This window comes from Pseudomonas sp. KCJK8993 (assembly GCF_046230915.1).
GTDB classification, from domain to species: Bacteria; Pseudomonadota; Gammaproteobacteria; order Pseudomonadales; family Pseudomonadaceae; genus Aquipseudomonas; species Aquipseudomonas piscis.
In genome coordinates this window covers 1-21,987 of sequence record NZ_JBJJLO010000109.1, presented here as the reverse complement: position 1 = coordinate 21,987, position 21,987 = coordinate 1, and the positions used below count along the sequence as shown (strand labels likewise).

General features: G+C 64.2%; 21 protein-coding genes. 5 read left to right on the top strand and 16 right to left on the bottom strand.

Features of this window, described 5'->3' with window-relative positions; all coding sequences use genetic code 11:
* The first annotated feature begins 104 nt into the window (after positions 1-104).
* Entirely contained in the window at positions 105-1,742 is a 1,638-nt protein-coding gene (locus ACK6AU_RS25855) for a molecular chaperone DnaJ (protein WP_409302278.1), read from the top strand.
* Entirely contained in the window at positions 1,739-2,713 is a 975-nt protein-coding gene (locus ACK6AU_RS25850) for a DUF3829 domain-containing protein (RefSeq protein ID WP_409302276.1), read from the top strand. The genes ACK6AU_RS25855 and ACK6AU_RS25850 overlap by 4 nt, the downstream gene beginning before the upstream one ends.
* A 39-nt stretch (positions 2,714-2,752) precedes the next feature.
* On the opposite strand, the gene ACK6AU_RS25845 is transcribed toward ACK6AU_RS25850, so the two are convergent.
* The 3 genes from ACK6AU_RS25845 to ACK6AU_RS25835 all read right to left on the bottom strand — a co-directional run bounded on the left by ACK6AU_RS25845 (position 2,753) and on the right by ACK6AU_RS25835 (position 5,707).
* A complete protein-coding gene (locus tag ACK6AU_RS25845) occupies positions 2,753-3,424 on the bottom strand; it encodes a DUF3313 domain-containing protein (RefSeq protein WP_409302274.1) in 672 nt (223 codons plus the stop codon).
* Positions 3,425-3,542: 118 nt separating this feature from the next.
* Positions 3,543-4,037, bottom strand: coding sequence for a DUF934 domain-containing protein (locus tag ACK6AU_RS25840; RefSeq protein ID WP_185702160.1), 495 nt, complete (start codon positions 4,035-4,037; stop codon positions 3,543-3,545).
* Positions 4,034-5,707 carry a nitrite/sulfite reductase gene (locus ACK6AU_RS25835; protein ID WP_409302271.1) on the bottom strand — a complete coding sequence of 558 codons (1,674 nt, stop codon included), beginning with the start codon at positions 5,705-5,707 and terminating at the stop codon, positions 4,034-4,036. Before ACK6AU_RS25835 ends, ACK6AU_RS25840 begins: the two co-directional genes overlap by 4 nt.
* A 274-nt stretch (positions 5,708-5,981) precedes the next feature.
* Here ACK6AU_RS25835 and ccoN point away from each other — a divergent pair, with 274 nt between their 5' ends.
* Together ccoN and ACK6AU_RS25825 are read left to right on the top strand one after the other, a co-directional pair.
* Entirely contained in the window at positions 5,982-7,409 is a 1,428-nt protein-coding gene (ccoN, locus tag ACK6AU_RS25830; RefSeq protein WP_053130401.1) for a cytochrome-c oxidase, cbb3-type subunit I, read from the top strand.
* Positions 7,410-7,466: 57 nt separating this feature from the next.
* Positions 7,467-7,685, top strand: a complete 219-nt coding sequence (locus tag ACK6AU_RS25825) for a cbb3-type cytochrome c oxidase subunit 3 (protein WP_185701200.1) — start codon at positions 7,467-7,469, stop codon at positions 7,683-7,685.
* A 3-nt stretch (positions 7,686-7,688) separates the two neighbouring features.
* Here ACK6AU_RS25825 and ACK6AU_RS25820 read toward each other — a convergent pair whose 3' ends face one another.
* Positions 7,689-8,462 (bottom strand): helix-turn-helix domain-containing protein, encoded by a 774-nt coding sequence (locus tag ACK6AU_RS25820; protein WP_409302269.1) that lies wholly within the window; start codon positions 8,460-8,462, stop codon positions 7,689-7,691.
* 76 nt (positions 8,463-8,538) lie between these two features.
* Between ACK6AU_RS25820 and ACK6AU_RS25815 the strand changes: the two genes are divergently transcribed.
* Complete coding sequence (locus ACK6AU_RS25815; RefSeq protein WP_409302267.1) at positions 8,539-9,228, top strand: aspartate/glutamate racemase family protein; 690 nt, start codon at positions 8,539-8,541, stop codon at positions 9,226-9,228.
* Positions 9,229-9,377: 149 nt separating this feature from the next.
* Here the strand turns inward: ACK6AU_RS25815 and ACK6AU_RS25810 are convergent, their stop codons facing one another.
* The 12 genes from ACK6AU_RS25810 to ACK6AU_RS25755 form a co-directional block, all read right to left on the bottom strand.
* Positions 9,378-9,503, bottom strand: coding sequence for a hypothetical protein (locus ACK6AU_RS25810; protein ID WP_260498087.1), 126 nt, complete (start codon positions 9,501-9,503; stop codon positions 9,378-9,380).
* A gap of 180 nt (positions 9,504-9,683) precedes the next feature.
* Positions 9,684-9,863, bottom strand: coding sequence for a hypothetical protein (locus ACK6AU_RS25805; RefSeq protein WP_185701203.1), 180 nt, complete (start codon positions 9,861-9,863; stop codon positions 9,684-9,686).
* A gap of 154 nt (positions 9,864-10,017) precedes the next feature.
* Positions 10,018-11,193, bottom strand: a complete 1,176-nt coding sequence (locus tag ACK6AU_RS25800) for a lactonase family protein (RefSeq protein ID WP_409302264.1) — start codon at positions 11,191-11,193, stop codon at positions 10,018-10,020.
* Complete coding sequence (locus tag ACK6AU_RS25795) at positions 11,180-11,473, bottom strand: DUF5629 family protein (RefSeq protein WP_185701205.1); 294 nt, start codon at positions 11,471-11,473, stop codon at positions 11,180-11,182. Before ACK6AU_RS25795 ends, ACK6AU_RS25800 begins: the two co-directional genes overlap by 14 nt.
* A gap of 147 nt (positions 11,474-11,620) precedes the next feature.
* Positions 11,621-13,996, bottom strand: a complete 2,376-nt coding sequence (locus tag ACK6AU_RS25790) for an efflux RND transporter permease subunit (RefSeq protein ID WP_409302262.1) — start codon at positions 13,994-13,996, stop codon at positions 11,621-11,623.
* Between the two features lie 32 nt (positions 13,997-14,028).
* A complete protein-coding gene (locus ACK6AU_RS25785) occupies positions 14,029-15,084 on the bottom strand; it encodes a WD40/YVTN/BNR-like repeat-containing protein (protein WP_409302260.1) in 1,056 nt (351 codons plus the stop codon).
* 373 nt (positions 15,085-15,457) lie between these two features.
* Positions 15,458-18,115 (bottom strand): aminopeptidase N, encoded by a 2,658-nt coding sequence (gene pepN / locus ACK6AU_RS25780; protein WP_409302258.1) that lies wholly within the window; start codon positions 18,113-18,115, stop codon positions 15,458-15,460.
* 12 nt (positions 18,116-18,127) lie between these two features.
* Positions 18,128-18,958: a DUF2797 domain-containing protein gene (locus tag ACK6AU_RS25775; protein WP_409302256.1), complete on the bottom strand. Its 831-nt coding sequence runs from the start codon at positions 18,956-18,958 to the stop codon at positions 18,128-18,130.
* Positions 18,955-19,215: a YeaC family protein gene (locus ACK6AU_RS25770; RefSeq protein WP_085597477.1), complete on the bottom strand. Its 261-nt coding sequence runs from the start codon at positions 19,213-19,215 to the stop codon at positions 18,955-18,957. The genes ACK6AU_RS25775 and ACK6AU_RS25770 overlap by 4 nt, the downstream gene beginning before the upstream one ends.
* A 15-nt stretch (positions 19,216-19,230) precedes the next feature.
* On the bottom strand, positions 19,231-20,100 hold the full coding sequence (locus ACK6AU_RS25765) for a rhomboid family intramembrane serine protease (RefSeq protein ID WP_409302254.1): 870 nt from the start codon (positions 20,098-20,100) through the stop codon (positions 19,231-19,233).
* On the bottom strand, positions 20,097-21,071 hold the full coding sequence (locus tag ACK6AU_RS25760; protein WP_185701267.1) for a metallophosphoesterase: 975 nt from the start codon (positions 21,069-21,071) through the stop codon (positions 20,097-20,099). Before ACK6AU_RS25760 ends, ACK6AU_RS25765 begins: the two co-directional genes overlap by 4 nt.
* Positions 21,068-21,958 (bottom strand): NAD(+) kinase, encoded by an 891-nt coding sequence (locus ACK6AU_RS25755; protein WP_085597474.1) that lies wholly within the window; start codon positions 21,956-21,958, stop codon positions 21,068-21,070. The genes ACK6AU_RS25760 and ACK6AU_RS25755 overlap by 4 nt, the downstream gene beginning before the upstream one ends.
* Positions 21,959-21,987: the final 29 nt, after the last annotated feature.

Here is a 21,987-nt window from a genome sequence, read left to right as displayed (position 1 = left end):
TGCCTCCCCCATCCCTTGGGTTTTGCTCGTGAATCCGTCATGGACCGTAGTATCATCACGCCACTAACGAGCCCGCCGCGGTTCAAACGGAGTCGTACCGCCCAATGAGTTGCTGGATCCTGCTCGGCCTGCCGGCCACCTCTGACACCCGTACGATCAAGCGCCATTACGCCAAGCTGCTGAAACAGACCCGCCCGGACGAAGACCCGGAGGCTTTCCAGCGCCTGCGCGATGCCTACGAGCAAGCCATGGAGCAGGCGCAGTGGCTGGATGAAGAACAGGAGCCCGATATCGGCGCAGCCGATGAGCTGCCCGACAACCTGGCGACAGCAGAACCCGCCGTGCCACTGACTCCGGCGCAACGGGTCGCGCCCCTGCTGGAAGGCATTCGTATCGAGCAACTGGACCAACGCCACGAACAGGCGATCGCCAGCGGTTGCGCACTGGCGTTCGAGCTGGGCCTGCTACGCCACTGCGTGGAGCGTCCGGAACAGTCTTCGCAGTTGCTGGCCTGGGGCTTCGCCACCTTCCGCTGGCTGAGCGCCTGGCAACACCTGGACCTGCCGGAGTACCTCACCGACGCCCTGCTGCGCCAATGCCGCCAAGCCCTGGAGCAATCCCTGCGCAGCGCCCTGAACCGACAGGACGACGAAGCCTTCCTCCACAGCTATGCCAACCGCACCACCCACGGTTGGCTGGATGAGCTGGACCAACGCCACTGGTTCAACCAGTGCCTGGCACAAATGCTCGCGGACAGCCCTTATTGGTCCAGCACGCTGTTCCAGATCGTGTGCCTCGGCCAAGGCTGGCAGCGCGGGAAAGACAACCTCTGCCCCGAACACGAATGGAACCGCCTGCTGGCGCGCGAGGAAGGCCTGGCGTTCATCGCCGACCAACGAGCCCTGGCCAGCCAACCACCGGACTCGCCGGAGCAACGAGCGGCCTACCTGTTATTGGCGCCCATCAGCCTGCACCGCCGCCGAGCCTTCGCCCGGCGCCTTGCCGAAGACGACTGGGCCGCATGCCGCAAGCTCAGCTCGCACTTGCATGCCTATTACCCGCAGGTGGCGGCCGAGATGCCGGGTGGCACCCCGTTTTTCTGGCGCGACTGGGAATTCGCGTTCAATTCCTGGCCAATGTACCTGGCGCTGTTCAGCGCCTGCCTGGCTGGAGCCGTGGCCCGCTACGCCCCGCAAGGCAACAGCCTGGGAGAGATCATCGGGGTCACGCTGTTCTGGAGTGCCTGTTTCGCTGCCTCCACGGCACTCCTGCATTGGCTCTGGCAACCCCTGGCCCATCGCCTGTGGGCCCGTGACCATCGCCTTGGCAGCCACCTGCCAGGCTGGCTGAATCCCGGCCAACGCTTGCTGCCCCTGCGGGACCTGCTGCCGGTGGCCATGCTCGGCCCGGTCCTGGGCTACGTTTGCGGCCCGATCAGTACGGTGGTTTACCTGACGGTGCTGCCGAGCGTCGCCCTGGCGCGCAATATCGAGTTCAAGCACGGTATTTCCTGGCGCCAGCTCGCCCCCTGGCAACGACGCCTGCTGGGCGGGCTGGGCTGCGTGCTGCTGGCCACCGCCCTGGTGGCGATCAAGCTGGTGGGCGACTACGGCACGGTCACCGCCAACCAGGGCCTGCAACAATGGAGCGAACGCCTGTGCGCACGGATGCCGGCCAACGCCCCGGACTGCGCCGCGCCAACCACCCGCGCCCAGTGGTACGGCCGGGAGGGCACGCCATGAATCCCAATTGGCTATTTCCGATCGGCCTGGGCCTGGGATTGACCCTGTTCGGGCTGGCCGGCTCCGGCAAGCAACTGGGACAAATCGGCCTCTGGCTCGATCACCGGGACAGCCCCTATACCGCCCAGGCCAACGCCCTGAGTCCAATTATCGATTGCATGAACCAGGTGGATGTACCCTGGCGCGTAGCGCACCAGGCCTACCTGGCCGAGGGCAAGCCACGCTCGGCAGCCCCAGGAGCCTATGACCTGCGCAGCCAGGGCGGCCAGGACATCGACCTGGCCTATCGCAGTTCCTGCAGTGGCGACATCGGCGCCAAGCTGCGCAGCCTCGACCCCGACAACCCCCTGTTGGCCGCCACCGAACGCTACCAGCAAGTGCTCGCGCGTTTCGTCGCCCTGACCAAGGACGCATACATGCACCGCCTGGGCCTGGGTCGAACGCTGGATGAGGCACAGCTCGATGAACTGGTACGGCAACTGGAGATCCAGGCCCCGGACTATCTGCAAGCCTCGAATGCTGTCCGCCAGCTGCTTCAGCCACAGGATGTCGAGCATCGCCCCCAGCAGTTGCAACGCCTGGAGCAGCGCCTGGGCCGTAACGTCCACTGGGCTTTGCTCAACTACATGATCCAGGCCAGAAGCACCATGGACCTGCTCGACGACGGTCTCCGCCAGCGCACCCTGACCCCGGCGCAGTTGAGCCAGGCCACCCAGCAACTGCGCCAGGCCTGGGAGGCCCGGCAACAGTTCATCGGCAGCATCCAGGACCCGCAAACCCGCGAAGCCCTGTACCTCTGGCAACTGATCGCCGCCCCCAGCCAGCATTACCTGCAAGCCCTGGATACCCTGCACCGGGACTGGCTGCAGCATGCCGAGCCGCAACGCCTGGGCGAGGACTTCCACGCCGTGACCCAGGGCTACGACCAGATGCTCTATCACTACAACCAACTGGCGCGTAGCCGTTATTGAAAGCGCTGCCCAGGCCAGGCCGGGGCAGCCCAGCGCAGCTCATTTGTTCTTCAGTTGTACATAGGACTGATGCAGGTCCGAAGCCCAGCTGTCGATGACGTTCTGCACATCGCTGGCCTGCATCACCTGGGTATCGTTCGCCAACGGCTTGCCAGTGCCCTTGCGCACCACTTCGGCGATCACCCGGCCATCACCGCCGTCGAGGAAGGCTGCCTCGGTGCCCAGGGTGGTCTCCTGGTCGCGGATGCCACTGGCGGTGCTCACCGCAGCCGCCACCAGGGCCACCGGGATGATTTCATAGGGCTTGAGCCCTTCGGTCTTGCTGCTCACCGCAGTGATCGCCGCCCGTACCACCACCACACCCGGTCCGGGGCCGGTTGCCAAAGGCATGGATTTGCCCAGCTCGCGCTTGAGCGCTTCATCGTAGTAGCGAGTAATGCCCGCCAGGGTGGATTGGGGAATCTTCACCGTCGGTTGCGGCTGAGGATGGAACTGGGTGGGCTCGATGTACACACTGCGATACTGGTCCAGCTTGAGCTTGGGGTCGATCCAGCGCATGACCTGCACCCCGGAAGGCGACTTGGCCGGCTTGAGCAGGCTGTAGTCGCTTAGAAACCCGGAGTAGTCCTCGGGCCGGGTCTCGTTGCTGGAACACCCCACCATGGCGAGAGTGGCGAGGCACAGCGTGCTGAGGGTCAGTGCAAGCTTCATGGAGAACTCCTGTAGGTGAAGCAGCCAGGGACTGGCTAGGGGAACTACAGGTATAGCCAAAAGCCTGCACTTGCGCCGCCACCCTCGAACCGCCGGCCGACGACGCCACGAACACCTCCTAGCGCCGGCGAAACAGCGGGCGCGGCTCGATCACCGAACGCCCGTAGAGCACGCTCATGCCCGCCAGGCCCTTGAGCGCATCCAGGGCGCATTTGTCCGCGCGCACGGCGAAGCTGTCGAAACCGCATTGGCGCATGTGGCTCAACTGGTCGCGCAGCACATCGCCCACGGCCCGCAGTTCGCCCATCCAACCCAGGCGGGTACGCAGCAGGTAGGCCTGGCTGTAGCCCCGTCCATCGCGAAAGCTGGGAAAGTCCACCGCCACCACGGGGATCAACTTGAGCCAGGGCTTGAGGCTCTCCACCTCGTCGTCCGGGCCGAGCCAGACACCGTCCCGGGCCGGATGATGCTCGATGCGGCGCATCAGCCAACGAGCCAGCGGCAGGATCAGCGGCCCTTCGGGCAAGGGATCGTCGACACTGCGCACCAGGCTCCAGGGATCGTCCTCCACCAGGCGCGCCTCGCCATCCTGCAAGCTCAACAGGTTGTTCATGCCCAGAGCTCCTGTGCCTTGGGATAGACCCTTTCCTTGAACGGCTCCAGGCCGATGCGCTGCAAGGTAGCGAGGAACGGCTCGTCGCTCTGGCGATAGCGCACGAAGGTGCCGATGATGCGCTCGATCACCAGGGGTATTTCCCCAGCGCTGAACGACGGGCCGATCACCTTGCCCAGGGCGCTGTCCTTGCCCTGGGCGCCGCCGAGGGTGACCTGGAACCACTCCTGGCCGTTCTTGTCGACACCGAGGATGCCGATATTGCCGATGTGGTGATGACCGCAGGCATTCATGCAGCCGGAGATGTTCAGGCTGATGTCCCCCAGATCATGCACATAGTCCAGGTCATCGAAACGCTGCTGGATGGCCTGGGCGATGGGAATCGAGCGAGCGTTGGCCAGGGCACAGAAGTCGCCGCCCGGACAGGCGATGATGTCGGTCAGCAGGCCGGCGTTGGGGGTACCCAGGCCCTTGTCGCAGGCCAGTTGCCAGAGCTCGTACAGCTGCGACTTGGGTATATCCGGCAGGACGATGTTCTGCTCATGGGCGATGCGGATCTCGCCGAAGCCGAAGCGCTCGGACCATTCGGCCACCGCCTCCATCTGCAATCCGGTGACATCCCCCGGTGGCGCGGCCAACCCCGGCTTGGTCGACAGCACCACGCTGGCATAGCCCGGGACCTTGTGCGGCTGCACGTTGTGGGCCACCCAGCGGGCGAACCCTGCGTCCTCCGCCAGGCGACTGCCGTATTCCAGGTCGGTGTCCCCCAGGTGTTCGTAGATCGGCGGCACGAAGGCGCTGGCGACCCGCAGGTATTCGTCCTCGGTCAGCTGCGCCGGACCGTCCCTGAGGTGCTGCCACTCCGCCTCCACTTCACGGGCGAACGCCTCGATACCCAGGGCCTTGACCAGGATCTTGATCCGCGCCTTGTACTTGTTGTCCCGCCGGCCATGACGGTTGTAGACCCGCAGGATCGCCTCGACGTAGGACAACAGGTGCTGCCAGGGCAAGCCCTCGCGGATCTGCTGGCCGAGGATCGGGGTGCGGCCCAGGCCGCCGCCGACCATCACCCGCAGCAGCATCTGGTCGTCGGCGGCGCGATACAGGTACAGGCCGATGTCATGCATCATGATCGCCGCGCGATCCTGCTCCGCCGAACAGATGGCGATCTTGAACTTGCGCGGCAGGAACAGGAACTCCGGGTTGATGGTCGACCATTGGCGCAGGATTTCCGCCAGCGGGCGCGGGTCCAGCAACTCGTCGGCGGCCACCCCGGCGAAGGCCTCGGTGGTGATGTTGCGCACGCAGTTGCCCGAAGTCTGGATGGCGTGCATTTCCACCGCGGCCAGGCGCTCGAGAATGTCCGGCACCCGGGCCAGTTCTATCCAGTTGAACTGCAGGTTCTGGCGGGTGGTGAAGTGCCCGTAGCCACGGTCGTAGTCCCGGGCGATGCCGGCCAGGGTGCGCATCTGCCGCGCGCTGAGGGTGCCATAGGGGATCGCCACCCGCAGCATGTAGGCGTGCCGTTGCAGATACAGGCCGTTCTGCAGGCGCAGGGGCAGGAACTCCTCCTCGCTCAGCTGGCCCTCCATGAAGCGCTCCACCTGGTCGCGAAACTGCGCCACCCGCTCAAAGACCAGGGCCCGGTCATAGTCGTCGTACTGATACATGTGCCTACCTCGTCCTCATCGGTGCTGGTCGTGCTCTAAACGGCGCGTGGGGGTGAGGCGGCGACTATGCGCTTGCGGCGCAGATCGTTACAGATCCAGGTAAAAACTAAAAAACCATATCAGCAGCTGTGATATCCAGGCTGCCTTGAGTGAAATCTGATCCGTATTATTGCTGTTTTTCTGAGCCTGTTTTGTTTTGCCCGTGGTTCCTACAGTGCACCCCGTGCCAGACCGGGTGGCCTGGCAAGACTCTGCAACCGTGGAAGCATTGACCATGAACTCAGCAACACTCGAACAGGCCTACAACTACAAGGTGGTTCGCCAATTCGTCGTCGCAACCGTGGTATGGGGCGTGATCGGCATGGCCATGGGGGTATGGATTGCCTCGCAGCTGGTGTGGCCGGACATGAACCTCGACCTGCCGTGGACCACCTTCGGCCGCCTGCGGCCGCTGCACACCAGCCTGGTGATCTTCGGTTTCGCCGGCAGCGCGCAGTTCGCCGCCAGCTACTACGCGGTGCAGCGTACCTGCCAGGTACGGCTGTACTCCGACACGCTGGCCGCCTTCACCTTCTGGGGCTGGCAATCAGTGATCGTGATCATGCTGGTCACCCTGCCCCTGGGCTACACCACCACCAAGGAATACGCCGAGATCGAATTCGCCGGCGCGGTGTGGATGGCGGTGGTCTGGGTGGTCTACGGCATCGTGTTCTTCACCACCGTGGTCCAGCGCAAGAGCCAGCACATCTATGTCGGCAACTGGTTCTTCGGCGCCTTCATCCTGGTGATCGCCATGCTCCACGTGGTCAACCACCTGTCGATCCCGGTGGACTGGTTCAAGTCCTACCCGGTGTATTCCGGGGCCACCGATGCCATGGTCCAATGGTGGTACGGCCACAACGCCGTGGGCTTCTTCCTGACCACGGGCTTCCTGGGGATGATGTATTACTTCGTGCCCAAGCAAGTGGGCCGCCCGGTCTACTCCTATCGCCTGTCGATCGTGCACTTCTGGGCGCTGATCACCCTGTATATCTGGGCCGGTCCGCACCACCTGCACTACACCGCGCTGCCGGACTGGGCGCAATCGCTGGGCATGGCCATGTCGCTGATCCTCCTGGCTCCCAGCTGGGGCGGCATGATCAACGGCATGATGACCCTCTCGGGCGCCTGGCATAAGCTGCGTACCGACCCGATCCTGCGCTTTTTGGTGCTGTCGCTGGCGTTCTACGGCATGTCGACCTTCGAAGGCCCGATGATGGCGATCAAGACCGTCAACGCCCTCTCCCACTACACCGACTGGACCATCGGCCACGTACACGCCGGCGCCCTGGGCTGGGTAGCCATGATCACCTTCGGCGCCATCTACCATATGGTGCCCAAGGTCTTCGGTCGCGAGCAGATGCACAGCGTGCCACTGATCAACCTGCACTTCTGGCTGGCCACTATCGGCACCGTGCTCTACATCGCCTCGATGTGGGTCAACGGCATTACCCAGGGCCTGATGTGGCGCGCGGTCAACGAAGACGGCACCCTCACCTATTCCTTCGTCGAGGGCCTGGTGGCCAGTCATCCGGGCTTCGTGGTGCGCTTCGCCGGCGGCGTGTTCTTCCTCAGCGGCATGCTGCTGATGGCCTACAACACCTGGCGTACCGTGCGCGTGGCTGATTCCCGGCTGGCGCTGAGCGACGCCCGGATCGCCTGATCCGCCTCCAGACGCCGGCCTCGGGCCGGCGTTGTCATTCCAGGGAGCAAGACCGTCATGGACATTCTGTTCAACCTGCTGGGGGTGGCGTTTCTCTACCTCTGCATCGAGTACTGCCTGCGCCACCAGAGCGCCAAGAGCCTGGACGAGGCCAGCCTGATTCCCTTCGCCGACGATCCGGAAGTGGCGCGCCGGGTGGAGGCCGCCACCGGCAAGAAGATCGACGCCGTGGCTCCGGAGGAAGCCAAGCCGGGCTGGATCAACCTGCAGATGTAGCCGTCACGGCTCGCGCTGCTGGAACCGCAAACGGTACTGGCGTGGCGTCAACCCAAGGCCCTTGCGCAAGGCACTGCCCAGGTGCGATTGATGGGCAAAACCGCAGTCCTGGGCAATGGCTGCCAACGGCAGGTCGCTGTGTTCCAGCAAGCGCCGGGCCGCTTGCAGGCGGATCTCGGTGAGCCAGGCATGGGGCGTCATGCCCACCCCACGGCTGAAGTCCCGCAGCAGGCGCAACTCGTTATGCCCATAGGTGACGGCCAGTTGCGCCAGGGACAAGGGGTGGGCGTACTCATCGGCCATTCGCTGCAGTACCCGGCGCAGATCGGCCACCGGCGGCTTGGTGGTGGGCTGCCAGGGCAAGCCGACAAAGGCCAGGGCGCACTGCTCCAAGGCCAGTTCGTCGGGCTGCGGCATTAACAACAACCGTCGGGCCTCGCGCCCCAAGGCCAAGGCGCGGGCATGTCCGGGGCTCTGCAGGCGCCGCTCGACGGCCTCCGACCAAAGCGGCCCCTGCCAACGGGCCAGCAGGTACTCACCCCCTTCGGCGGACTCGGAAAACACTTCGATACCCTTGGGCGTCAGGGCCAGGGTTCCGGGCCAGGTGTCGAAATCCTCACGCCGGTCGGAGCCGATCGCATGCACTCCGCACTGGCGCTCCAGGGCCACGCCCAGGGTCTGCCATTGCACCGGGTCACGGGCGCTATAGGCCGCAGCCGGCAGCAGCTGCAGGACCAGCTGGCCGTCCAGCAAGCGATGTTCAAGCACCTGGGGCATGTGAAATTTCCTGATAGATCGCTGCCCTTGAGCAAGCCAGACTGAGCCGCATCCAACACGACCCAAGGAGTAGCAGATGCGCACCATCGGCCTGATCGGCGGCATGAGCTGGGAGTCCAGCGCCGAATACTATCGCCTGATCAACCAGCAGGTCCGCGACCGCCTGGGCGCCCTGCGTTCAGCGCGGCTGCTAATGTACAGCGTCGACTTCGGGCCTGTCGAACGGGCCCAGCACGCCGGAGACTGGGACGCGGCAGCGGCGATCTTGGTGGACGCCGCCCGGCGCCTGGAGGCCGGCGGCGCCGACTGCCTGGTGCTGTGCACCAACACCATGCACAAGGTGGCCGCCCCGATCCAGGCGGCGACGAACCTGCCTTTCCTGCACATTACCGACCCCACCGCCCAGGCGGCGCTGGCCGCCGGCACCCTGAAGGTCGGCCTGCTGGGCACGGCCTTCACCATGGAGCAGGACTTCCTCAAGCAGCGCCTGGCCGACCAGGGCCTGCAAGTGCTGGTGCCGGATGCCGAGCAGCGCCTGGCCGTGCACCGGATCATCTATGAAGAGTTGTGCATGGGAGTGATCCGCGAACCATCGCGCAGACAGTACCAGCAGGTCATCCAGTCGCTGCAGGCCCGGGGGGCCCAGGCGGTGATCCTCGGCTGCACCGAAATCGGCCTGCTGCTCAAGCCGGAGCACAGCCCCCTGCCCCTGCTGGATACCACTGAGCTGCACGCCCAGGCGGCGGTGGCATTCGCCCTGGCTTGACGGGGAGCATGGCGCGGCAGGCGGATCGTGGAGCTACGGCTGCCGGGCAACCGCTCGCCGCCTCGCCAGGTCGGCAGCGGCCGCCGGAAGCGCGCGACTACCCAGCGGGCACTGGCGCCGGGCCAGGCCGCTGATGAGCGCCGCCAGCCTCAGTCTTGCAACAGGCTGGTCAGGCGTTCGCGGGAGGTTTCGGGTTCGCCTTCCACCGGTTGCGCGGAAGACAGGATGGGGCTGGAATAGAGCAACAGCAGAACCACAGTCAGACGCATCACCATGCTATCGATCCTTGCTCGGGAAAGAGTCAATAATTCAGCGCCAAATTTAAACACATGGCGATATGACACTACCAAGCAAAATTCGCCGTCCTGTGCGCCTGGTCGCAAACAGGTCATGCAGGAGCGACATCACTGCGCCAGTGATGTCGCTCCTGCATACTTGGATATGACGAGTCAGGCTCAGCTATGGGCCTTGTGATCCAGCGCGGCATAGAAGTTGGCGCTTTGTTGCAGGTATTTCTCGGTGTAGGTGTGGGTGGCGGATTTCTTCTGGCTGATTTCCACGTTGGCGCCGGCAGGCAGGGCCACGCTGGCGGAAATGGCCGAGGCGGCGATCACGGAGAAGAGATTGAAGTTCATGGGGTAACCCTCGTATTCGGTTGGCTGACTTGCCCGTGTGGGCCGTGGAGCAAACTTACTCTCGAGGGTTGGCGGGAAAAAATGCTTTGCACCAGTAGCCGATATCAGTGTCATTAATAGAAGCGCTCAGGCCCCGGATGCCGGGACCTGCGGCTCATTGACGCACCAGGAACTTGATATCGCTAGGGGCATCGAACGGCATTTTTTGCACGGTCTTGCCCAGGAAACCGGTCTTGGCGTCACGCTCGATCACCACGATCTGGTTGCTCTTCTGGTTGCCGATCAGCACATAACGGTTGCTCGGATCGAGGCTGAATTCCCGTGGATGATCGCCTTCCACCGAACGGCGCTGGATTTCCTTGAGCTGGCCGTTGGCCGGGTCGATGGCGAACACCAGCAGCTGGTTGGCGGTGCCACGGTTGCTCACGTACAGGTACTGGCCGTCCTTGGAGGCATGCAGGGCTCCGGCGGCCTTCTTCTCCTTGCCGGCGTTGGCCGCCAGGTCGAGGATCTGGCGCTGGGTCAGCTTGCCGTCCTGGTAGTCGAACACCGCCACCTGGGCGCTCATCTCCAGGGTCAGGTAGGCATGCTTGCCATCGGCGCTGAACAGCAAATGGCGCGGGCCACTGCCCGGCGGCAACTGGACGAAGGCCGGATCGGCGGCGCTCAGCGGGTGCTCCGGATTGGCCTTGGGGTCGTAGCGGTAGACAAATATCTTGTCCGCCCCCAGGTCGCTGGCGAACAGGAACTTGCCATCCGGCGAGGACACCGACGAGTGCACGTGGGCCGACTGCTGGCGCTCGGGATCGACCCGGCTGGCCGGGTGGCTGCTCAACTGCACCACTGGCGACAGATGGCCGTCGGCGCTGACCGGAACCACCGCCAGGCTACCGCCCGGGTCCACGTCCACCGAGTAGTTGCTGACGAACAGGTAGCTGCCATCGGCGCTCAGGCTGGAATGGGTCGGCTCGTTGCCCTGGCTCTGCACCTGGTTGATCAGGCTCAGCTGATGGGTCTTGGGGGCCAGGCTGTAGCTGCTGACCCGGCCGATGGGGTCGGCCTGGCCCGGGCTGTTCTCGTTCACCGCGAAAACGAACTTCAGGTCCTTGGACAGGGTCAGCCAGGACGGGTTGGAGCTCTTGACCACCTGCAGCGGCTTGGGATCGATCTGCCCGGTACGCTCGTTGAAGCGCAGGCGGTACAGCCCCTGGCTCTGGCCCTGGGTGTAGGAGCCCACCAGCAGTTCCTGGGTCTCCACCGGCGCGGCCTGCACCGCCATGGCACCGACACTGCCAGCGATCAGCAGCGGCCAGAAATTACGCATCTTCATGGTCATCTTCCTCTTCGTCACGGGCACTGAACGCGCTCATGCACACCAGGCGGTGCTCGCCGCTGTCGCCCTCCACGACCCAGCTCTGCAAGGCCTGGTCGAAGTTCGCGGCCTGCACCTGGGCCAAGGTGAAGCTCCAGCGCTTGGCGGCGCGGCCATCCATGCACTCGATCAGCAATTGCTGGTCATCGAGGGTGAAGTCGAAGGCGTGCAGGCCATCGATCTCCAGCATGTCGCAGGCCTGGAGAGCGTTGAGCAAGGTGTCGGTAGCAGCGGTCATAGCGATCAGTCATCAGTTGGAAAGGCGCAATGATAGCCGATTGGCGCAGGGCGGTCGGGCCAGTATTGCGCCTCCTCGAAGCCGGATCACGCGCCCATGAAAAAGCCGCAACCTCATGGGGTTGCGGCTCTGCTAGACCGCCGTCGCTCAGTGGGCGAACAGCGAGCTGCCCTTCTGCCCCGCCAGCTTCTCGGGGTGGATCAGGAAGCGGGCCAGGGCTGGCAGCAGCCACAGCGCGCCGAACATGTTCCACAGCAGCATGAAGGTCAGCATCAGGCCCATGTCGGCCTGGAACTTGATGGCCGAGAAGATCCAGGTGCACACGCCGATGGCCAGGCACAGGCCGGTGAACAACACCGCCTTGCCGGTGGACCGCAGGGTCTGGTAGTAGGCCTCCTGCAACGACAACCCGGCCCGCAGGAAGCTTTCCAGGCGGCTGTAGATGTAGATGCCGTAGTCGACACCGATGCCCACGCCCAGCGCCACCACCGGCAGGGTCGCCACCTTGACCCCGATGCCCATGAAGGCCATCAGCGCGTTCCCCAGTACCGAAGTCAACACCAGCGGCAGGACGATGCACAGGGTCGCCGCCCAGGAACGGAAGGTGATCATGCACATGGCCGCCACGCAGATGTACACCAGGATCAGGATAGTCAGCTCCGAGGTCTTGATCACCTCGTTGGTGGCCGCCTCGATCCCCGCGTTACCCGCGGCCAGGATGAACTCCAGGCCATCCTTGTTGTTTTCCTTGGCGAACTCCTGCACCGCATGCACAGCGCGATTGAGGGTCTGGGCCTTGTGGTCGTTGAGGAACACCAGCACCGGGGCCAGGGAGCAGTTGTTGTTGTACAGGCCGTCGGCGCGGGCGATGGAGTTGTTCAGCACATCGGGGTTGCGCGACAGGGTTTCCCATTTCAGGTTGCCCTCGTTCATGCCCTTGATCATCTGCTTGGACACGGTCACCAGGGAAATCGCCGACTGCACGCCCTCGGTGTTCTGCATCTTCCACATCAGCTCGTCGATCGGCGCCATGGCTTCGTAGCGCGAGCAGCCCTCGGCGGCGGTCTTGACCATCACCACCAGCACGTCGGAGCTGGTGGAATAGTTGCTGATGATGAAGTTGTTGTCCTTGTTGTAGCGCGAATCCGGACGCAGCTCCGGCGCGCCCTGGTCGAGGTCGCCGATCTTCAGGTTCTGGCTGTACCAGAGACCGCCACCGAAGGCCACCAGGGCCAGGGCAATGGACACGGGAGCGACCTTGGGGCTGGCAAAGTTGGACAGCAGGCGCCAGAACGGATGCTCGCGAGAAGCGTCCTTCTTGCTGCGCTCCACGGCGCGCTGACTGATGCCGACATAGGAAATCGCCACCGGCAGCAGGATCAGGTTGGTGAACACGATCACCGCCACGCCGATGGAGGCGCCGATGGCCAGTTCGCGGATCACCCCGATATCGATGATCAGCAGCGTGATGAAACCCACGGCATCGGCCAGGATCGCGATCATGCCCGGCAGGAACAGCTGGCGGAACGTGCGCCGCGCCGCGGTCAGGGCGTTGTCGGCATCACTGGATTGCAAGGCGATGCCGTTGATCTTCTGCACCCCGTGGGAAATGCCGATGGCGAAGATCAGGAACGGCACCAGCATCGAGTACGGGTCCAGGCCGAAACCGATGGCATGCATCAGCCCCAGTTGCCAGACCACCGCCACCAGGGTGGTGATCAGCACCGCGATGGTGCTGCGGATGCACCAGGTGAACCAGTACAACAGCACCAGGGTAATGACGAAGGCCACGCCGAAGAACAGCACCACCATGATCAGGCCGTCGATCAGGTCGCCGACCTTCTTGGCGAAACCGACGATGTGGATCTTCACATTGGGGTTCTGCGCCTCGAACTTGTCGCGGATCTTCTCTTCCAGCTGGTGGGAGAACTTCTGGTAGTCCAGGGCCAGCAGCTTGCCCTGGTCCTGCGGGTCCGGATAGGACTCCAGCAGTGGGATATCGACGATGCTGGACTTGAAATCGTTGGCTACCAGGCGCCCCACCTGGCCGGACTTGAGCACGTTGTTGCGCAGCTTGTCGAGGCTCGCGGCGGAGCCGTTGTAGCTCTGGGGGATCACCTCGCCGCCGGCGAAACCTTCCTCGGTGACCTCGGTCCAGCGCACGCTGGGACTCCACAGGGACTTGAGCCCGGAGCGGTCGACGCCCGGGATGTAGAACACCTCGTCGTTGATCTGCCTGAGGGTCTCCATGTATTGCTGGGTAAAGATATCGCCGTCCCTGGCCTCCACCGAGATCCGTACGGTGTTGCCCAGGTTGGCCAGGTCATTGCGGTGCTCCATCATCCGCTCGATGAACGGGTGCTTGAGCGGAATCATCTTTTCGAAGCTGGTGGAGGGTCGGATCAGGGTTGCCTGCCAGAACAGGAAGACGCTGACCAGCAAGCAGATGAAAATGACTGCCGGGCGGTTGTTGAAAATCAGGCGTTCTAGAAAGTTCGCCTTGTCCTGGTGATGACTGCTCATGGAATTCCCCACCTTCTTATTATGTGCCCGGCCTATTTACTGCCGGGTTCAGCGCCCGTTGCCGCCGCGACGCGAACGCCGCCCTGCCCGGCCAGGATCAGGTTGCCGTTGCCGGCCGCACTCACCGATGACAGGGAAATGCGGTCCGGACGGTTGAATACGCTGAAGCTCTGGCCCTGGTCGGTACTGCGGATCACGCTACCGCCATGGCCGACTATCACCAGCGAGCCGTCGTCGAGCAGCGTGGCGCCAGACAAGCCGAATTCCAGGGCGCCGCGCGTGGCTTCGAGCCGCACCTGTTCCCAGGTGCCACCGAAATCCGTGGAGCGGTAGAGGTTGCCGCGCAGGCCGTAGACCAGCAGGGTCGCCGGCTGGCCGGTGCCGATCACACCGAACAGCGAGCCCTCGTAAGGGCCCTCGAGGCGCTCCCAGGTCTGCCCCTCATCGGCGGAGCGGAACATGCTGCCCTGCTCACCGACGATGAACAGCCCCGAGCCCCCGACCTGGGCAATGGCGTTGAGGTGGAGCTGGTCTTCGTTGTCCAGGCGCTCGCTGGCGTCTTCCCAGTGCTGGCCGCCATCGGTGGTTTCCAGGAAAGCGCCATAGGCCCCCACCGCATAACCGGTCCGGGCGTCCTTGAACCATACGTCCAATAGCGGTGCCTCGCGCTTGAGGTCCTGGAACTGCCGGGTCCAGGTGGCACCACCATCCTGGCTGGCGAGGATCTGCGCATCATGGCCCACGGCCCAGCCATGTTGCTCGTCGACGAAATACACCGCGGTCAGCAGTTGGCGACTGGGCACCTTGGCCTGGACCCAGCTTGCGCCCTGGTCATCGGAATAGAGAATGTGCCCACGATCGCCCACCGCCACCAGGCGCTTGCCGGCGTGGACCACATCGAGCATCAGGTTCTTCGCCGCCTTGGGCGATTCGATGGAATAGACAACCGTATCCGCAGCGCTGGCAGCGGCCAGGACCGGTGCCGGCAGTGTCGCGACACTCAACAGCAAGAGCGCTGCGGCCAACGATGCGACCCTACGCAACGCCGGCGGGCGGCCAGCAACCACACCCATGACAGGCTCACTCATGGACCTCTCCCCATTATTATTGTCAGGTCGTTCAACCTCTCAGGGCACCTGCAGGGTCTGGCGGGTGTTCGTCCGATCCAGCCGATCGTCCTGAAACCTGCAAGCTAGAGCCCCTTTGGCTGCGGGCTATCCTATCGGGCTTTGGAAACGTCTGACAATCGACGCCACGTTATCTTTTGTTAATCGCAGCCCCCAGCGCCGGGCCTGAATATTCGGGCATTCGTCGAAGTGATCGATACCCAGGCAGCGCTCATCGCAGCCTGCCGACAGCTCGCCGGGACTTAAGAGAGGGAGTGCGCAAACAAAAAGCCCGGCGCTGCCTGGGCAGCACCGGGCGCGAAGGCACGACAGGGTTGCCGTGCCCAGGGGCAGGTCAGGCCAGGCTCTTGCTGACCACTTCGAACACGTCGCTGGACAGCTCGCCCGAGGCACGAATGCGCTCCAGCTCGGCCTTCATCAACGCTTGCCGGGCGCTGTCGTACTTGCGCCAGCGAGTCAGCGGCGCCAGCTGGCGGGAGGCGATCTGCGGGTTGAGGCTGTTGAGCTGGATCACCAGGTCCGCCAGGAAGCGGTAGCCCGAACCGTCGGCGGCATGGAAGTTGATCAGGTTCTGGCCGGCAAAGGCCCCGATCAGCGCCCGTACCTTGTTCGGGTTCTTGATGTTGAACGCCGGATGCTGCATCAACGCCTTGACCCGCTCCAGGCCGCCGGGCAACGGGCTGGCCGCCTGGACGCTGAACCACTGGTCCATGACCAGTGCATTGCCCTTGAAGTTTTCGGCGAACACCGCCAGGGCCTGGGCCTTCTCGGCCTCGAACGGCGAATTGACCAGCACCGCCAGCGCGGTCAGGCGCTCGGTCATGTTGTCGGCACTGTCGAATTGCTCGATGGCGGCCGCCAGGACCTCCGGCTTGCCGGCCAGCATCAGGTAGGACAAGGCAATGTTCTGCAGCGCGCGGCGGGCGAAGTGCTCGGACTCGGCCACATAGGCGGTGGCCCGGGACTGCTCGCGATTGGCCTGGTAGCGCCTGAACAAGGCAGCGAACAACTGCTCGGCCAGTTGCTTGCGGGCGAACTCGCGGGCCACGTGGATGGCCTCAACGTCCGCTACCTCGCTGATCTCGGTGAGGTAGGCCTCGCCCGGCAACGACAGCATCTCGGCGACCATGGCCTGGTCCAGGCTTTCGTCGGCCAGCACGCTACCCAGGGCGGTCACCAGTCGCTGATCCATGGCCAGGGCCTGGCCCTGTTGGTGCTGGGCGATCAGTTCCTGCAGTACCTGCACCGCCAGTTGCTGGCCGGCCTCCCAACGGTTGAAACCATCGCTGTCATGCTGCATGAGGAACATGAGCTGGTCACGATCGTAGGGGAAGTTCAGCTTCACCGGCGCCGAGAAACCACGCAGCAGCGACGGCAGCGGACGCTGGGCGACGTCGACGAAGGTGAAGGTCTGCTCGGCCTCGGTCACCGACAGCACACGGCTTGTGCCAACGGCGGCGTCTTCGCCGACCAGGCGCAGCGCCAGGTCGTTGCCCGCGGCGTCCAACAGGCCCAGTGCCACGGGGATCACGAACGGCAGCTTGTCGACCTTGTCCGGCGTCTGCGGGCAGCTCTGGCGGAAGGTCAGGCTGTAGGTCCTAGCGGCTGCGTCATAGGCCTCGCTGACTGCCAGTCGTGGGGTGCCGGCCTGGCTGTACCAGCGCTTGAACTGGGTCAGGTCGATGCCGTTGGCATCTTCCATGGCCTTGACGAAGTCGTCGCAAGTCACGGCCTGGCCGTCGTGGCGCGCAAAGTACAGGTCGCTGCCCTTGCGGAAGCCCTCGGCGCCCAGCAGCGTGTGGATCATGCCCACTACTTCCGAGCCCTTCTCGTACACGGTCAGGGTGTAGAAGTTGGAGATCTCGATGAAGCTCTCCGGGCGCACGGCATGGGCCATGGGCCCGGCGTCCTCGGCGAACTGGTGGGTACGCAGGTAGGCCACGTCCTGGATGCGCTTGACCGTGCGCGAGTTCATGTCCGAGGAGAACCCGGCGTCGCGGAATACCGTGAAACCTTCCTTGAGCGACAGCTGGAACCAGTCGCGGCAGGTCACCCGGTTGCCCGACCAGTTGTGGAAATACTCGTGGGCGACGATGGCCTCGACCCGCTGGTGGGCCGCGTCGGTGGCGGTTTCGGCGCGAGCCAGCACGGCGCTGGAGTTGAAGATGTTCAGGCCCTTGTTTTCCATGGCGCCCATGTTGAAGTCGTTGACCGCGACGATCATGAAGATGTCCAGGTCATATTCCCGGCCATAGGTCTGCTCGTCCCAGCGCATGGACTTCTTCAGGCTGGTCATGGCGTGCTGGCACTTGTCGATATTCTCCGGCTCGACATAGATGCGCAGCGCCACGTCGCGGCCGCTCATGGTGCAAAAACTGTCCTCGACGCACCACAGGTCCCCCGCCACCAGGGCGAACAGGTAGGCCGGCTTCATGAACGGGTCTTCCCAGGTCGCCCAATGCCGGCCGTCTTCGCCCGGGCCGCTGGCGATCGGGTTGCCGTTGGACAGCAGCACCGGGTAGCGGTGCTGCTCGGCCACCACGGTGGTGGTGAACTTGCTCATCACGTCCGGGCGGTCCAGGTAATAGGTGATCTTGCGAAACCCCTCGGCCTCGCACTGGGTGCAGAACATGCCGCTGGACTTGTACAGGCCTTCCAGGGCGGTATTGCTTTCGGGGTGGATCCGCACGCTGGTATCCACGGTGAAGCTGGCGCTGGTCGGATGCAGGGTCAGGTGGCTGTCGTCCAGCTGGTAGTCGGCCGCACCCAGGGGCTGGTCGGCCAGGCTCACCGACAGCAGCTCCAGTTGCTGGCCGTCGAGCACCAGGGGCGGCAGCCCGGCGCCACGGGCCGGGTTGCGGCGCATCACCAGTTGCGCGTGGACCAGGCTGTGATCCTCGAACAACTCGAAGGTCAGGTGGGTCTCGTCGATCAGGTACTCGGGGGCCTGATAGTCCTTCAGGTAGATCATCTTCGGCTGTTCGGTGCGCATGGCGAATTCCTTCTACTGATGCACGGCCAGCTGGTAGGCCGTGTACTTGCGAATGTTGATCACGCCGGTGTCGAAGATCAGGTACTGGCCCTTGATCCCCAGCAGGGTGCCTTCGGCGATCGGATTCTTGTCCAGGTTGAAGCTGACGATCTTGGCCGGGTACTGCTCGACCGGATAGCGGATTTCCAGGGGCTCGATATCGTGCACCGGCTGGATCGCCTGCAAACCGAAACGCTGCTGCAAGGCCAGCAAACCCTCGGCGCAGGATGCGAACAGCTGCTCGCGCACCTGGACCAGGTCCACCGCCTGGGCGTCGCCCTTGAGCAAGGCCCGCCAGTTGGTCTTGTCGGCCACCTGGGTGCGGAACAGATCCTCGACGAAACCGGACTGCTGGCGGGTGGCCACGCGCCTGATCGGCAGCGCCCGGCTGGCGCCCTGGTCGAGCCAGCGGGTGGGCAACTGGGTGGCCCGGGTGATGCCGACCTTGATCCCCGAGGAGTTGGCCAGGTAGACCACGTGGTCGGTCATGCAGAACTGCTCGCCCCAGGACGGCTCGCGGCAAGTGCCGGCGTCGTAGTGGCAACGCTCCGGGCTCATGATGCAGGCATCGCACTGGGCCAGCTTGGTCATGCACGGATAGCAGTAGCCCTGGCTGAAGCTGGTCTTGGTCTTGCGCCCGCAATGGGTGCAGTGGATTGCCCCCAGGTATTCCAGGCGCAGCTTGCTGCCGATCAAGGGATTGACCGGCACTTCGCTGTCGCCCAGGCGGAAGGCATATTGCACGTTCGGCCCGTCCAGACGGGTCGACATTTTACGGATGGAGCCGCGGCCGATCTCGATCAATGGATGGCATCCGACTTGAACAGGATGTTCGGCACGGCCTCGGCCTTGGACGAGCACTCCTGCGGGCCCATGTAGCCGGTGCGCTCTTCCTCGGGCAGGTTGTGCATTTCCCAGGCGATCATGGCCTGCAGCGACAGCTCACGCTGCTCGGGGGTGAGCTTGCGGCCATCGGACCATTTGCCGATCTCCACCGCCAGCTTCAGGCTGCGATAGATATCGGGGGTGATGTTTTCGATCATTTCGACAAAGGACGACATACAGGACTCCAGGAATTAGAGGGCCAGTTTACGGCGGCTGTACAAGCCGCCCAACAAACCGGTGAGGCACCCGACGAGCAACCCGCCGACATGGGCGGCATTGGCGATTTCACCGAAGCCGATCATCGAGACCAGCCCGGACAGGCACAGCAGCAACCACACCAGCATCATCACCAGCACACCACGGGGCAGGCGATAAATGGGGTTGGGCGACAGCCATTGATAGATCCAGCAATGCCCCAGCAGGCCGTAAAGCACCCCGGACAAACCACCGAACAGGCTGGGGCCGCTGAAATGATATTGCGCGTAATTGGAAACCAGGCTGAACAACAGGGTCAGGCCCAGCAGGTTGATGCTGCCCTGGCGCCACTCGATGCGCCGCCCCAGCTCCCAGTACCACATGCCGTTCATGGCGATGTGCAGGATGCCGAAGTGGATCAGCATCGGCGTCACCAGCCGCCACCACTGCCCTGCCGCCAGGCCGTCGGCCAGGGGGCGGAACTGCAGGTAGTCGCCGGCTACGCGAAAATCGAGGAAGGTAAACCAGCTCAGCACTTGCAGGTTGTCCCCCAGCAACGTGATGCCGCAGACCACCAGGCTCAGGACCAGTACCAGGGCCGTCACCGGGCTGCGCCACAGCTGCTGGACCAGGCCAGGCCCCTCGGAGGCAGTGGCCTGGGGAATGTCCAGCTGTTGCTCGGGATCGCCCTTTGGGAAGCGCTGGTACAGGTCCAGCACGTCCTCGCGGAGGGACTCGGGCACCCACAGCACCTGCTCCCCGGCTTCCTCGCTGACCCGATGAGGCACCTGCATGCGTTGCAAGAGTTTGACGAAACCGCTGAGGTCGGTGCCCAGGGGCAGGCGCAAAATCGCTACAGCACTCATCGCCTTACCTCGGGCCGCTCGACGTCGACCCAGACGAACTTGTTCGGGTCCAGGCGCGTTTCCTGGTCCAGGCGATAGGCGGCGAGCTTGCCGTAGAGCACCGCGCTGTAATCCAGGCAAGCCAGGTTGGGCCGGATCGGCGCCGGCGTACCGCTGCGCCAGTAGTGGCCGACGAACAGCAGCGGCTCCTCGATCCCGTAGCGCAGCAGGCTGTTCTTCTCGTCCCGGGACAACGGCGTGCGAGCCACCGGCTCGGGCAAGGCATCGGGCTGGAAGACGATGTCGCCATAGGTCTGCGGATCGTCTTCCCAGAACTTGGTGCGGAAGAACGAACGGGTCAGGCCATCGCCGCTGGTCATGGTCAGGCCATGGGGCAGGCGCATGTCGGTGCCCCGCAGCAGGCGGTCGAAAGCATGGCTGGCGAAGCTGTCAGGCAGCGCCGAGGCTTGCAGGAAGTCGCGATCGATGCAGCCGTCCGGGTAGCGCTGGCGTAGCTGGGCGATCAGCGTCGAATCCCAGCAGGCGTGCACCACGCGGAAGCGCCCGGCGTCGACGAACAACGGCATCCGGTAGAACCACTCAAGGAAGTCGTGCCAGTCGCCGGGGTGCTGTTCGAACTGGACCAGGGTCTCGTGGATCAGCCGGGCATGGCGCGGGGTGTGTTCGCGCACGAACTGCTTGCCGCTGCCCTCGGCCGCCGGGGTGCTCCAGCCCAGGGCGTTGAACTCGTGGTTGCCCATGATGCACAACGCCTGGCCGGCCTCGACCATGTCGTGGACGATGTGCAAAGCCTCGCGAATCCGCGGGCCGCGATCGATGATGTCGCCAAGGAACACCGCCATGCGTGACGGGTGCCGCCAAACGCCGCCCTGCTTGTGGTAACCGAGCCGGTCCAGCAGGTGTTCGAGGGTCAGGGCACAACCGTGCACGTCACCGACCAGGTCGTAGCTACGCGCGGGATCGAGCATCAGTCGCCTCCACCACCCAGGCGGCTGCCCCAGCCGAGCTTGGTCCGGCAGACCTCGTAGTAGTTGTGGTCCAGCGGATGGATCAGGCGCAGCTTCTGGGCCTTCTTGCTGACCGTGATGGTATCGCCCGGTGCGCAGGTGAAGTGGTTCTGCCCGTCGCAGGAAACCTGCGGATAGATCTGCATATCTTTGGACACGACGATTTTCAGCTCACTGTTGCCATCGACCACGATCGGCCGTCCGGACAAGGTATGGGGGTACATCGGCACGATCACAATGGCATCGAGCTTGGGATGCATGATCGGGCCACCGGCGGACAGGGCATAGGCCGTGGAGCCGGTGGGAGTGGCGACGATCAGGCCGTCGGCCTTCTGGCTGCAGACGAACTGGCCGTCGATGTAGATTTCGAACTCGATCATCCGGGTCGACTTGCCCGGGTGCAGCACCACGTCGTTCAAGGCATCGCCCTGGCCGATGGCCTCGGCATGCCGGCGCACCTCGGCCTGCAGCAGGAAACGGTTCTCCACCAGGTAATGGCCGTCCAGCACCTCGGCGACCTTGATCTCCAGTTCGTCGGGACGGATATCGGTGAGAAAGCCCAGGCTGCCGCGGTTGATCCCCAGCACCGGGATATTGTGCCGCGCCAGGGCCCGGGCGGCGCCCAGCAGGCTGCCGTCGCCACCGACCACGATGACCATGTCGCAGACCTCGCCCAAGAGCTTGCGCGAGGAGGTCTGCAGGCCGTGGCCTGGGAGGACTTCGGCGATGGTGTCCTCGAGGATCACGTGCAGGTGGCGTTCGAGCAGAAACTTTTTCAGTCGGCGAACTGTGTCCAGCACCTGGGAACTGCCCAGGCGACCGATAATGCCGATATTGCGAAATTGCTCCATGGGGCTCCTGCGGGGGTTCGGGCGAAACC